This window comes from Nocardia sp. NPDC004654, from assembly GCF_040609595.1.
Lineage (GTDB): Bacteria > Actinomycetota > Actinomycetes > Mycobacteriales > Mycobacteriaceae > Nocardia.
The window spans coordinates 413,017-425,721 of the sequence record NZ_JBEXKI010000004.1 but is presented as its reverse complement, the minus strand read 5'-3'; the positions used below and the strand labels follow the sequence as shown (position 1 = coordinate 425,721).

Here is a 12,705-nt window from a genome sequence, read left to right as displayed (position 1 = left end):
CACGCACCAAGGAAAGCCGATGTCCGCAGCCAACGATCTCCCGAACAACCACGAGGCGGTCCACCTCCGTATCGACCTGCCCGAGCGCGTGCGGATCTGCACGATCCTCGACTATTTCGGCAAATGCCCGAACTGCGGTTACCCCGCCGAGGCGTCTGCCATCGAGCGCCGCCGTGCGGACGGCACCCTGTCCACAGAGATCGTCGCGTTTTGCGGCTCGCCTTGTGGCTGGTCGGCGCCGGTGCCCCGCACGACGATGACCACACCTCGAGCCAGCGAAACCGGTGATGGCCTCGGAGAGAACACCCCTCGTCGGACCCGCCGCTAGGGTGGATGGAACGGCTGAGGCAAGGGGAGTTCGATGTTGGAAGTCGCGCACCTGGTGCGCCGATTCGGGGGCACCGTCGCGGTGGACGACGTGTCGTTCAGCGTGGCGCCCGGCACCCTGACCGGATTCGTCGGCGGCAACGGCGCGGGCAAGACCACCACCATGCGGATGATCATGGGCGTGCTTGCCCTGCACGGCGGCGAACTGCGCTGGCAGGGCAGGCCGGTGAGCGCCGCGGATCGCCGGTCGTTCGGCTACATGCCCGAGGAGCGCGGACTGTACCCGAAGCAGCCGGTGTTCGATCAGCTCGTCTACCTGGCCAGATTGCGCGGGCAGTCGGCAGCCGACGCCCGGCGGCGCGCGAAGGAACTGCTGGAACGCTTCGATCTCGGCGGCCGCGCCAAGGACAAGCTGGAATCCCTCTCGCTGGGCAACCAGCAGCGGGTGCAGATCGCGGCGGCGGTGATCGCGGAGCCGTCGCTGCTGATCCTGGACGAGCCGTTCTCCGGTCTCGACCCGGCCGCCGTCGATTCGATGGCCGACCTGTTGCGCGAGTACGCCGCCCTCGACGTGCCCGTCCTCTTCTCCTCGCACCAGCTGGATCTCGTGGAGCGATTGTGCGACCGGCTGGTGATTCTCGCGTCCGGGCGGGTCGTCGGGCAGGGCTCGGTGGACGAGCTTCGCTCCACCGGTTCGACGCGCTATCGGCTCTCACTCGGCGGCGACCCGGGCTGGGTGCAGGCATTCGCGGGCGTGCGTGTGCTGCAAACGAACGGTTCCAGCGTCCTGCTCGAACTCGACGGCGCGACAACCGAAGCGCTGCTCGGCGAAGCACTGGCCCGCGGTCCGGTGCGTGAACTGGCCGAAGTGCGACCTTCGGTGTCGGAGATCTACCGGGAGGTGACGGCATGAGTGAGCGTCAGCGAGGTGCGGGCATGAGCACGGATTTCGCCCCTCGGGGACTATGGCGGATCGTGGCGGCCCGCGAGATCGCGGTGAAGCTGCGCGATCGAAACTTCCTGGTCTCCACGGCGATCACCATCGTCGTGATCGTCATCTCCTTGGCCATCAGCGGGTTCATGAGCAACCGCACCGACGAGATCGACGTCGCCGTCGTCGGTACGGGCGCCGATCGAATTATAGAAACCGCCAATGGTTTGGCGGCGAGCGCGGACAAGAAGATCACCTTCACCGCCCGCCCGCAGACCGATCTCGCGTCCGTCGAGCAGCAGGTGCGCGACGAGGACGTCGAGGTCGGCTTGGTCGCCGCCGATCAGGGCGGATGGCGCCTCGTCGGCGACACGGCGCAGAACGACGATGCCGCAACCTATCTCACCGCCGCCGCACAGCAGTTGGCGGTGCAACGCAATGCCGCCGCCGCGGGGCTGAGCATGGAGCAGCTGAGTCGCGGTGGCATCGTGACCTACGACCTGCTCGAGGAATCCGCAGTCGATCCTGGCATCGCGAACATCGTGAGTTTCGTCTTCGCGTTCCTCTTCTACATGGCGTCGTTCCTGTTCGGCATGGCCATCGCGCAGAGCGTGGTCGAGGAGAAGCAGAACCGCGTCGTGGAGATCTTGGCGAGCGCGATTCCGTTGCGGCAGTTGCTGATCGGCAAGGTGATGGGCAATACCGTGATGGCGTTCGCGCAGCTGGCGCTGTTCGTCGGGGCGGGACTGATCGGGTTGCAGGTGATCGGCAGGGGCGATCAGGTGGCCAGGATCGCGGGCGCGGCGGGCTGGTTCATCGTCTTCTTCGTGGTGGGATTCCTCGCGCTGGCGAGTTTCTGGGCGGTCGCGGGTGCGCTCGCGACGCGCAGCGAGGACCTGCAATCGACCGCCATGCCGATGTCGATGCTGATCATGATCGTGCTGTTCGCGGGAATCTTCCTGACGGGGACGTGGCGGGTCATCGCGTCCTACGTGCCCGTGGTGTCGATCGTCGCGATGCCGAGCCGATTGGCCGAGGGCACGGCCGCGTGGTGGGAGCCGTTCGTGGCGCTGCTCCTGATGGCCGTGGGGATCTACGGCATCGTCCTGATCGCGGAGAAGATCTACCGGCGTTCGCTGATGCAGACGCAGGGACGGTTGACGATGCGGCAGGCGCTCGCGGTCGAGGATTGACGCCGTGCGTCAGTACCAGTGGTTCCGTTGCCAGAACGCCCAGGCGGCATCGGGACTGCCGTAGCGCGCGACCATGTAGTCGTAAGTCCAGCGGAGTTGGGTGACGGGATTGAATCGCCAATCGAAGCCGTGGGTGGACATCTTCTCCGGCGGCAACGCCTGGCCGAGCCCGTAGGCGCCGCTGGTCGGGTTGACCGCGAAGACATTCCAGCCGCTCTCCCGCGTGATGATGGCGTCGAACGACGGGAACTGGTGGATCGGAACGATGGTCAGCGCCAGTGTCTTCGTCCCCAGGCGCGCCGAAGCCATGATCAGATCGACGGTCGCGGAAACCGTCGGGGTCGTTGATCGGGTGCCGTGCGCGTCGCGGGGGTGGTTGTCCGGCGGCGCCGCGTTCGCGGCGGGCGCCAGGGCGATCAGCGCCGCACAGCAGACCGCGGCCGCGGCGTGGAAATACCGAAGCATCGACTCGCTCCCTTCGCATCAAATGGACTGGAACCAGCTCGTGCGAAGTCAGCAAACCATCGGTAACCGTATGGATCGGGTCGACACACCGGCGCGGCGCGATTTTCATCCCATGACTCGCGCCGCCGTCACGGCCGTTTCAATCAGTGATTGAATCGACGATTGAAACGTGTTTTACTACACCCATGGCTCAGAGAGTTTCGGCGGTCACCCGTGAGCGGCTGCTCGCGGCGGCCGAGCGTTTGTTGCTGACCGACCGCTACGAGGACGTGTCGGTGCGGGCGATCTGCGCGGAGGCCGGTGCCAATCCGGCTGCCGTGCACTACCACTTCGGATCGAAGGAATCCCTGGTGGCGGCACTGCTCGAGGAGCGTCTAGGACCGCTGTGGGCCGACCGCCTCGCCGCGGTGAGCGCCGAGCGCGGTTCGGTGTCCGACATCGTCGACGCGGTGATCGAGCCGTTCGTCGAACTCGCCGCCGATCCGGCGGGCCGCCTGCACCTGCGGCTGCTCGCCCAGTTGGTGCTCGGCCGCCATCCGCTGCTGTGGCAGCAGCCGTGGTTCCGGATGGACTCGTGGGTCGGCCTGCTTCCTGAACTCGCGGAACCGGAGAGCAGGCGACGCTGGTCGTTTGCCTTCGACCTCGTCATCATGTCGTTCGGTGCCGGAGACCGAGACCTGTCGGCATCCGCCGTCGCCACCTTGCGGGACTTCGTGGTCGCCGGACTCGCCGCGCCGGAAGGAGGTGCGCGATGACCGACGTCTTCGCACCGGCCACGCTGGGCCCGATCACCTTGCGCAACAGGGTGATCAAGGCCGCGACCTTCGAGGGGCGCACCCCCGACGCCTTGGTGACCGACGAACTCATCGCGTTCCACCGCGAAACCGCGGCGGGCGGCGTCGGCATGACCACCGTGGCGTACTGCGCGGTCGCGCCGGGCGGCCGCACCGATCGGCACCAGATCTGGATGCGTGAGGAGGCGCTGCCTGGGCTGCGGAAGCTGACCGACGCGGTGCACGCCGAGGGAGCGGCGGCGAGCGCGCAGATCGGGCACGCCGGACCCGTGGCCAACGCCGCCTCCAACCGGCTTCCCGCCCTCGCGCCGAGCCGCATGTTCAGCCCGCTCGGCATGCGGCCGATGAAGGTGCCCGACGAGTCCCAGATCCGCGAACTCGTCGCCGCCCACGCGGATGCCGCGAAGTTGGCCGAGCGAGCCGGATTCGACGCGGTGGAGATCCATTTCGGACACAACTACCTGGCGAGCTCGTTCCTCAGCCCGCTGCTGAACCGGCGGAAGGACCGCTACGGAGGGTCGGCGGCCAATCGCGCCCGGTTCGTCCGCGAAATCGCCTGCGCGGTGGCCGAAGCGGTGGGCGGCCGCCTCGCGGTGACGGCGAAGCTGAACATGGAGGACGGTGTCCGCGGCGGCCTCACCGTGCCGGAATCGCTCCAAGTCGCCGCGTGGCTGGAGGCGGACGGGGCGCTCGACGCCTTGGAACTGACGGCCGGTAGCTCCCTGCTCAACCCGATGCTGCTCTTTCACGGCGACGCACCCCGCCATGAATTCGCGAAAGTCCTTCCCGGACCGGCCCGCTGGGGCTTCCGCATGGTCGGCCGCGGCTTCCTGCGCGAATACCCCTACCGCGAGGCGTACCTCCTCGAACGGGCCCGCCAGTTCCGCCGCGAACTCTCCATGCCGCTGATCCTGCTGGGCGGCATCACCAACCTCGACACCATGCGTCTGGCGATGCGCGAGGGTTTCGAGTTCGTCGCCATGGGCCGGGCGCTACTGCGCGAACCGAACCTGTTGCGCCGCATCCAATCCGACGAATCGGCCCAATCGGCCTGCACCCACTGCAACCTGTGCATGCCGAGCATCTACACCGGGACGAAGTGCGTGTTCCGGCTCGACCAGCGCCCCGATGTCGCCATTGCCCTCCCTGATCCCGTACCGGCCGCGGCGAAGCCGCACTGATCAGGATTCCGAGCCGATTCACGGGCCAGTTGTCGCGGCGCCGGATCGGTCGCGGCTCGGTGCTGTTAGGCGGGGGTGACGATCTGGATCAGATTCCCGCAGGTGTCGTCGAAGACCGCCGTGGTCACCGGCCCCGCCTCCATTGGCTCCTGAGTGAACGTCACCCCGAGGGCGAGCAGCCGCTCGTATTCCGCGCGCACGTTCTCGACCTGGAACGAGGCGGCCGGAATTCCGTCGGCGACCAACCCGTCCTTGTACGGCTTGACCGCGGGATGTCCGTCCGGCTCGAGCAACAGTTCCGCACCGTTGGGGTCCTCGGGTGAGACGACCGTCAACCATCGAGTCGCACCCAGGGGGACGTCGTTCTTCTTGGTGAAGCCGAGCACTTCGGTGTAGAAGTCGAAAGCCTTCTGTTGGTCGTCGACGAACACGCTGGTGATGTAGATCCGCACGGTGTGGCTCCTTCCTGACGACCGGCAACCGTTCGAGGACGGCAGCAGGGGAGTGGTGGTGGAACTGGTACCGCCCTTGCGCGTAGTGATGGGCCCGAGTGTCCTTGTTTGACCGCCGCGCGGTTCGGGTAACAACCCTGTGACCCACATCTACGTGCGGGCCACAGGGTGCCTGCGTGAGCGCCCCCGGCAGGAATCGAACCTGCGACCTAGGGATTAGAAGGCCCTTGCTCTATCCAACTGAGCTACGGAGGCAGCGGTTTCCACCATGGCCGACATTGGCCGTGCTGTCCAGCACGGAAATTATAGCGACCGTCCAGGAAAGTAGATTCTTAGCGTCAGCAACATTCCGTCTACCTCAGTCGAGCAGGACAGCGACGCCGAGCAGGGTGGCCAAGGTCACTTCGACGACGAAGTAGAACCACACCGGATAGAAGGCGGACGCGCGCCCGGTGAACGAGGACCAGATCCGGCCGAACGCCATCCCACCCAGCGCCGCGGCCACCGCGACGCACACGCCGAATCTGAGGTCGCCGACATCGGCGGCGGCCAAACCGAGGACCACCGCCACGGCGACGCCGAAGCCGCCGTAGACCGCGCGCACCTCGGCGTGCGCGTCGGCCCGATCGGCGAGCAAGCCGACGGTGTCGGCCAACTGGCTCGGGCGAAACAGTCCGTAAACGCCCATGGCGGCGAAGAACAGCGCCACCACGGCAATCAGCACGACCGACATCTCACCTCCGTGATCCGCGCCTACCTTATACGCGCTTCGCGACGCGGGCCGGACGAATTTCGCGTCGGTGGTTCGCAGGCTCGGAGAACGCGTAGTGATCGTCGACGCCCGCGAGCATGGCCGGAGCGAACCCGGGGGTACGCACCCAACTACGCTGAGTCGTATGTCGTCACCGCAGGACCCGACCCTCGCACCCGCTGCGCCGGACGTCCCGCGGGCGGACGCGGCGCGCGGTTTCGCCGCCGTGACCGTGTTCGCGGGAGCCATCGCGGCCGTCGTCGCGGCGCTGGTGGTCGGTCTCTCGGCGGCGCAGGCGTTGAGTCTGCTCGGCATTCCGGATCCGGGTCCGCTGACCACCTACGGTCTGCCCGCGCTCCGCGCGCTGGCTGATCTGTTCGCGGCGCTGACTGTCGGCTCGCTGCTGTTCACCGCGTTCCTGGTACCGCCGCAGTCCGACGGACTGCTGGACGTGGGCGGGTATCGCGCGCTGCGCCGGGCCTCGAATTTCGCGGTGATCTGGGCGTGTTGCGCCGCGCTGCTCGTCCCGCTGACGGTGTCGGACACGACGGGTCAGCCCGCCAGCGACATCTGGCGTCCGGAAGAGCTGTGGCGCGCCATCGCGCAGGTGGAGCTGGCCGAGGCCTGGCGTACCACGGTGGTGTTCGCGCTGATCCTCGCGATCGGCTGCCGGCTCGCGCTGCGCTGGGGTTGGACGCCGCTGCTGTTCGGCGGCGCGATCATCACCATGATGCCGCTCGCGCTGACCGGCCACTCGTCCTCGGGCGGCTCGCACGACGTCGCGACCAACAGCCTCATCCTGCACCTGGTGTCGGCGGCGGTCTGGGTGGGCGGCCTGTTCGCCGTCCTGGCGCACGCGCTGCGCTCGGGTGCGCACACCGATGTCGCGGTCCGCCGGTTCTCGTTCCTGGCGACCATCGCGTTCGTGGTGATCGGCGTCAGCGGAGTGATCAATTCGTGGGTGCGTGTGCCGTTCGATGAGCTGTTCACCAGCACCTACGGGCGGCTGGTTCTCGCGAAAGCGGCGGCGTTGCTCGTGCTCGGCGTCATCGGCTGGTTCCAGCGCCGCGCGACCGTGCCAGCACTGGCGGCGAACCCGCGCGATCGCGGCGCGCTGCTGCGTTTCGGCGCGGTCGAGGCGCTGGTCTTCGCGGCCACCGTGGGTCTGGCTGTCGGTCTGGGCCGCACCCCGCCGCCGCCCCCCGAGACGGTGCCGACGCCCGCCGAGGTCGAACTCGGCTACGACCTCGCGGGCCCGCCGACGGCCGCGCGGCTGCTGTTCGACTGGCGCTTCGACCTGATCTTCGGCACGGCGGCGATCGTGCTCGCCGTGGTGTATTTGCTCGGTGTGCGGCGGTTGCGCCACCGCGGCGATGCGTGGCCGGTCGGCCGGACCATCGCGTGGCTGTCGGCCTGCGCGCTACTGCTGCTCGCGACGTCGTCGGGGATCGGGCGGTATTCGCCCGCGGTGTTCAGCGTGCACATGGGGCAGCACATGGCGTTGTCCATGCTCGCGCCGATTCTGTTCGCGCTCGGCGGCGCGGTGACGCTGGCGCTGCGGGCGCTGCCGCCCGCCGGACGCACCGGTGTGCCGGGGCCGCGCGAATGGATTCTGGCCGCCGTGCACAATCCGGTGTCCCGGTTCCTGACCCACCCGATCGTGGCGTCGGTGATCTTCGTCGCCGGCTTCTACGCGCTGTACATGGGCGGCATCTACGACACCTTCGTCGACTCGCACGCCGCGCACCTGCTGATGAACATCCACTTCCTGCTCAGCGGCTACCTGTTCTACTGGGTGGTGATCGGCATCGATCCGAAACCGCGCCAGGTGGAACCGCTCACCAAACTGGGCATGGTGTTCGGCTCGCTGCCGTTCCACGCGTTCTTCGGCGTCGCGCTGATGAGCATGACGACGGTCATGGGCGGCTGGTTCTTCCGCAGCCTCGACCTGGGCTGGAACAGCGACCTGCTCGGCGATCAGCGCACCGGCGGTAGCCTGGCCTGGGCGAGCGGTGAGGTGCCGTTGGTCGTGGTGATGCTGGCGCTGCTCATCCAGTGGTCGCGCAGCGACGAACGGACTGCCAAGCGCATCGACCGGGCCGCCGACCGCGACCACGACGCGGAGCTGGCCGCCCACAACGCCATGTTCGCCGAACTGGCGAAACGTGACGGAGAGGTACGCAAGTGAATGAGGCCGCGCCGCCGGGTCCGACCCGGCTGTGCGACCGCGGAGTGCGGTCTTGACAGGTAGTAACGACAGGGGTGCGGCCGCGGTGGCCGAACACTGCCGACGGGTGTATCGCTCCGATGTGCGCGCCGCGCGCCGTCGGACGGTGGGGCGGATCAGGAAGACGCCCGTCTTCCACACTTCGGTGGCCGGTCCGACCGGTCCGGTGCCGGTCACGTTGAAGCTCGAGTACCTCCAGCACGGCGGCACTTTCAAGGTCCGAGGCACGCTCAACGCGCTGCTCACCTCGACCGCGCGGACCGATCAGGTGGTCATCGCCTCCGCGGGCAACGCGGGCATCGCCGCTGCGCTGGCCGCCGCCTGGCTCGGCAAAGCGTGCACGGTGGTGGTGCCGGAATCCGCGCCGCACACCAAGGTGGCGGCGATGTGGTCACACGGCGCCGAAGTGCTCTGGTACGGAACGACTTACGCGGAAGCGGCAAAGCACGCCACCGAGCTGGCGGCCGAACGCGGTGCGTTGCAGTTGCACGCCTATGACCTGCCCGCCGTGGTCGCCGGCGCCGGAGTGGTCGGCCTGGAACTCGAAGACCAGGTGCGCGGCAAGCCGCCGGTGCTGGTCGCGGTCGGCGGCGGCGGGCTCGTCGCGGGTATCGCCGCGGCGCTCGGTCGTCGTCAGCAGGTGGTGGGCGTCGAGCCGGTCGGCCTGCCCGCACTGCACTCGGCGTTGCTCGCCAATCGAACGGTCGACGTCGGCGGCCCCGGTGTCGGCTTGGACATGCTCGGCGCGACCCGGGTCGGCGAGATCGCCCTCGACATCGCGCGGCGCTACAACGTGCCCTCGCTGCTGGTCACCGAGGAGGCGATCACCGCGGCCCGCGACTACCTGTGGCGCGAATTCCGGATCGTCGTCGAGCTGGCGGGCGCCAGCGCGCTGGCCGCGATCCAGAGCGGCGCGTACACGCCCGCGCCGGGGGAGCGGCCGGTCGTCGTGCTCTGCGGCGCCAACACCGACCTCGGCGCGCTCTGATCCGCCTCCTCGAGGTCGGCCGTCCGGGCGGCGCCGACGCGTAGATTGTCGGCAGACGCGGGACCCGGCCGACGATCCGAGGAGGAGCGCTGATGCTCGACACGGTGGACGAAGCCCTGCGCGCGCTGGTCGGCGCGCTGAATCTGGAGCAGAAGGTGCGGCTGCTGACCGGCGCCGACATCTGGTCGACCGCGGCGGAGCCCGCGATCGGGCTGCGGTCGATGATGCTCTCCGACGGACCTTCGGGCGTGCGCGGCTCGATCTGGGACGAGCGCGACCCGTCGCTCAACCTGCCCTCGGCGACCGCGCTCGCGGCGACCTGGGATCTTGGCATGGCCCGCCGCTACGGCGCCGCGTCGGCCGCCGAGGCCAAGCGCAAGGGCGTCGATGTGGTGCTCGGACCGACGATCAACCTGCATCGAAGTCCCCTGGGCGGCAGGCACTTCGAGGCGTACTCCGAAGATCCTTTGCTGACGGGCGAATTGGCGGCGGCTTATGTCCGCTCGGTGCAGGAGCACGGCATCGCCGCCACGCCGAAACACTACGTGGCCAACGACTTCGAGACCGAGCGCTACACCGCCGACGTCGAGCTGGACGACCGCGCGCTGCGCGAGTTGTATCTCGCGCCGTTCGAAGCGGCGGTGCGCGCGGGCGCGTGGCTGGTGATGTCGGCGTACAACTCCGTCCGCGGCGTCACGATGACGGAGAACCCGCTACTGACGACGCCGTTGCGCACCGAGTGGGGCTTCGACGGCGTCGTGGTGTCGGACTGGGTGGCGGTGCGCAGCACCGAGGCCTCGGCGAAGGCGGACCAGGACTTGGTGATGCCGGGCCCCATGGGCCCCTGGGGCTCGCGACTGGTTGGGGCTGTGCGGTCCGGAGCGGTGCCGGAGGCCGCGATCGATGCCAAGGTGCTGCGTCTGCTGCGGCTGGCCCAGCGCGTCGGCGCGCTGGATCTGTCGGATACCGCTCTGCGCGACAACGGTTTCGACACCGCCGCGATGGCGTCGCACGGGCACGTCGCGGTGCGCGAACCCATTGCGCCGGAACCGGAAACGAACGGTGAAGCCGCGGCCGACGTCTCCGATCGCGAGTGCAGAGAACTCGCTCGCGAAGTCGCGGCGGCCGGGATGGTGCTGTTGCGCAACAGCGGTGAATTGCCGTGGCCGGCTTCGGGTCCCGGTTCCCTCGCGGTGATCGGCGAGGCGGCCATCTGGCCACGCACGCAGGGCGGCGGCAGCGCGACGGTGGTTCCCGCCGAGATGATCAGCCCGGTGGACGGTCTGCGCGCCGCGCTGCCCGACGCGTCCCTCTCGGTGCATCCCGGCGTACCGGTCCAGACCGGTATTTATCCGCTCCCGCTGGCGTCGATGACCGATCCGCAGACCGGCGAACCCGGGTTGCGCGCCCGCTTCCTCGACGCCGACGGTAACGAGCTGCTGAGCGAGCTGCGCCGCGCTGCGCAGCTTGTCTACCTGGGTACGGTGCCCGCGGGCTCCGCAACGCTGGAGCTGAGCACCGAGTACCAGCCCGGCGCCGACGAGGCCGCGGCGGTGCGGCTGGGTGTCGCCGGGGTGGGCCGGATACGGATGGAGATCGACGGCGCCGCGGTCATCGACAGGGAGCTCGGCGGCAGTGGTGACGCGCTGGGCGCCGCGCTGCTCACCCCGGATGTCGCGTCGGTGCCGGTGGCCGCCGACGGCTCGGGTCCGATCTCGATCACGGTGCGCCAGCAGCTCGGAAGTGATGGCGCCGCTTTGGGTTTGGTCGCGATCACGGTGGGCACGGAGGCCGCGCACACCGACCCCGCGGACGCGATCGCCGACGCCGCGGCGCTGGCGGCGGCCGCCGATGCCGCCGTCGTCGTGGTCGGGACCAGCTCGCAGACCGAGAGCGAGGGCTTCGACCGCACCACCCTCGCGCTGCCCGGCGCGCAGGACAACCTCGTGCGCGCGGTGGCGCGCGCCAACCCGCGCACCGTGGTGGTGGTGAATTCCGGCGGACCGGTGCTGCTGCCCTGGCGCGACGAGGTCTCCGCGCTGCTGCTGACCTGGTTCGGCGGCCAGGAGGTCGGCCACGCGCTGGCCGACGTGCTGCTCGGGCGGGCCGAACCCGGCGGCAGGCTACCCACCACCTGGCCCGCCGCCGAGGCCGACGTGCCCGTGCTCTCGACCACGCCGGTGGACGGCGTGCTGCGCTACACCGAAGGCATCCACATCGGCTACCGCGCTTGGCTGCGCGCCGGCGTGACACCGGCCTATCCGTTCGGGCACGGACTCGGCTACAGCACTTGGGAACTCGCTGATCTCACGGTGTCGGCTCCGGCGGCGGACGGGGCGGTGGCGGTGTCGCTCACCGCGCGCAACACCGGTGCGCGGGCGGGGAAGCAGGTGGTTCAGGTGTATCTCGCCCGTCCCGAATCCGTGGTCGAGCGGCCGGTGCGGTGGCTTGCGGGGTTCGCGACCGTGTTCGCGGAGGCGGGAGCGGCGGTTCCGGTGCGAATCACTCTGCCGAGGAGGGCTTTCGAGCATTGGAATGGGGGTTGGCGGACCGAGCCGGGTGAGTTCGCGGTGTCCGTCGGGACGAGTGTGGTCGAGTTGCCGTTGAGTGGGTCCGCGGTGGTGGGCACGGGCGGGTAGGGCCTGTGCGATGGGGTTGGCGTGGTGCGAAGCGGCGGGTGTCCACATGTGGCGGAGCGGGTTGTCCACAGGCGCGAAACAGGGGGTTCCTTCGCACCCGGTGCGGGGGCGAGGCTGGAGAGGCCCTCGCTCGGCGGGGAGGAGACACCCGGAGCGTCCGGCCCGGGTCCGATAGGTGAAGGGGCGAAATCATGTACGAAGCGATGGCGACGGTGGTCGGCACGGTGGTGACCCACCCGGTCAAGCGGGACCTGAGCAACGGCGAACAGGTGCTCACCTTCCGGATGGCGAGCAACTCGCGCAGGCTGGACGTCGCGACCGGGGAATGGGTGGACAACGGGACTTTGTTCCTCACCGTGTCCTGCTGGCGGCGGCTGGTCGGCGGTGTGGACGCGTCGGTGCGGCGGGGCGACCCGGTGCTCGTCTACGGGCAGCTGCGCTCACACGAGTACCGGACCAAGGAGGGCGTCGAGCGGCGCGACCTGGAGATGCGGGCCACCGCGGTCGGCCCCGATCTGTCCCGCTGCACGGCGCAAGTGAGCCGGCGATCGGAGACCGGCGGCGGGCCCAGCGCCTTGATGCGGAATACTTGTCTCGGATCCAGCGCTGAAAATCGTGCACGCGTCGGCGAGGAATTGGGGGACAGTGCCGCGACCGTGGCTTCCGTACCTTCCGGAAGTGCCGCACCCGAGCCCGTCGACGCCTGATCCCGCCCGCAGAACGTCGGGCGCGAGCACGGTGAATCCGGCGCGAGGAT

The 12,705-nt window shown here is 69.1% G+C and carries 12 protein-coding genes and 1 tRNA gene; 9 read left to right on the top strand and 4 right to left on the bottom strand.

From position 1 onward, the window contains the following. Nucleotides 1-19 precede the first annotated feature (19 nt). The 3 genes from ABZV58_RS16225 to ABZV58_RS16215 are packed head-to-tail and all read left to right on the top strand — an operon-like array spanning nucleotide 20 to nucleotide 2,451. Nucleotides 20-328 carry a hypothetical protein gene (locus ABZV58_RS16225; RefSeq protein WP_355000909.1) on the top strand — a complete coding sequence of 103 codons (309 nt, stop codon included), beginning with the start codon at nucleotides 20-22 and terminating at the stop codon, nucleotides 326-328. A gap of 33 nt (nucleotides 329-361) precedes the next feature. Further along, nucleotides 362-1,240 (top strand): ATP-binding cassette domain-containing protein, encoded by an 879-nt coding sequence (locus ABZV58_RS16220; RefSeq protein WP_355000908.1) that lies wholly within the window; start codon nucleotides 362-364, stop codon nucleotides 1,238-1,240. Next, nucleotides 1,237-2,451 carry an ABC transporter permease gene (locus tag ABZV58_RS16215; protein ID WP_355000907.1) on the top strand — a complete coding sequence of 405 codons (1,215 nt, stop codon included), beginning with the start codon at nucleotides 1,237-1,239 and terminating at the stop codon, nucleotides 2,449-2,451. The genes ABZV58_RS16220 and ABZV58_RS16215 overlap by 4 nt, the downstream gene beginning before the upstream one ends. A gap of 9 nt (nucleotides 2,452-2,460) precedes the next feature. On the opposite strand, the gene ABZV58_RS16210 is transcribed toward ABZV58_RS16215, so the two are convergent. Then, entirely contained in the window at nucleotides 2,461-2,916 is a 456-nt protein-coding gene (locus ABZV58_RS16210; RefSeq protein ID WP_355000906.1) for a lytic transglycosylase domain-containing protein, read from the bottom strand. Nucleotides 2,917-3,101: 185 nt separating this feature from the next. On the opposite strand from ABZV58_RS16210, the gene ABZV58_RS16205 reads away from it, so the two are divergent. Together ABZV58_RS16205 and ABZV58_RS16200 are read left to right on the top strand one after the other, a co-directional pair. After that, nucleotides 3,102-3,671 (top strand): helix-turn-helix domain-containing protein, encoded by a 570-nt coding sequence (locus ABZV58_RS16205; RefSeq protein WP_355000905.1) that lies wholly within the window; start codon nucleotides 3,102-3,104, stop codon nucleotides 3,669-3,671. Then, nucleotides 3,668-4,891: an NADH:flavin oxidoreductase gene (locus ABZV58_RS16200; RefSeq protein WP_355000904.1), complete on the top strand. Its 1,224-nt coding sequence runs from the start codon at nucleotides 3,668-3,670 to the stop codon at nucleotides 4,889-4,891. The genes ABZV58_RS16205 and ABZV58_RS16200 overlap by 4 nt, the downstream gene beginning before the upstream one ends. A 65-nt stretch (nucleotides 4,892-4,956) precedes the next feature. Here the strand turns inward: ABZV58_RS16200 and ABZV58_RS16195 are convergent, their stop codons facing one another. The 3 genes from ABZV58_RS16195 to ABZV58_RS16185 form a co-directional block, all read right to left on the bottom strand. Then, nucleotides 4,957-5,343: a VOC family protein gene (locus ABZV58_RS16195; RefSeq protein WP_355000903.1), complete on the bottom strand. Its 387-nt coding sequence runs from the start codon at nucleotides 5,341-5,343 to the stop codon at nucleotides 4,957-4,959. Between the two features lie 181 nt (nucleotides 5,344-5,524). Further along, nucleotides 5,525-5,598 (bottom strand) — tRNA-Arg (locus ABZV58_RS16190). Nucleotides 5,599-5,701: 103 nt separating this feature from the next. Further along, nucleotides 5,702-6,076: a DUF4345 family protein gene (locus tag ABZV58_RS16185; RefSeq protein WP_355000902.1), complete on the bottom strand. Its 375-nt coding sequence runs from the start codon at nucleotides 6,074-6,076 to the stop codon at nucleotides 5,702-5,704. 163 nt (nucleotides 6,077-6,239) lie between these two features. On the opposite strand from ABZV58_RS16185, the gene ABZV58_RS16180 reads away from it, so the two are divergent. The 4 genes from ABZV58_RS16180 (at nucleotide 6,240) to ABZV58_RS16165 (ending at nucleotide 12,655) form a co-directional block, all read left to right on the top strand. Continuing rightward, nucleotides 6,240-8,282: a cytochrome c oxidase assembly protein gene (locus ABZV58_RS16180; protein ID WP_355000901.1), complete on the top strand. Its 2,043-nt coding sequence runs from the start codon at nucleotides 6,240-6,242 to the stop codon at nucleotides 8,280-8,282. A 52-nt stretch (nucleotides 8,283-8,334) separates the two neighbouring features. Beyond that, nucleotides 8,335-9,309 (top strand): serine/threonine dehydratase, encoded by a 975-nt coding sequence (locus ABZV58_RS16175; RefSeq protein ID WP_355000900.1) that lies wholly within the window; start codon nucleotides 8,335-8,337, stop codon nucleotides 9,307-9,309. A gap of 92 nt (nucleotides 9,310-9,401) precedes the next feature. Continuing rightward, a complete protein-coding gene (locus ABZV58_RS16170) occupies nucleotides 9,402-11,948 on the top strand; it encodes a glycoside hydrolase family 3 C-terminal domain-containing protein (RefSeq protein ID WP_355000899.1) in 2,547 nt (848 codons plus the stop codon). A gap of 191 nt (nucleotides 11,949-12,139) precedes the next feature. Then, nucleotides 12,140-12,655, top strand: coding sequence for a single-stranded DNA-binding protein (locus tag ABZV58_RS16165; RefSeq protein WP_355000898.1), 516 nt, complete (start codon nucleotides 12,140-12,142; stop codon nucleotides 12,653-12,655). The last annotated feature ends 50 nt before the right edge of the window (nucleotides 12,656-12,705 follow it).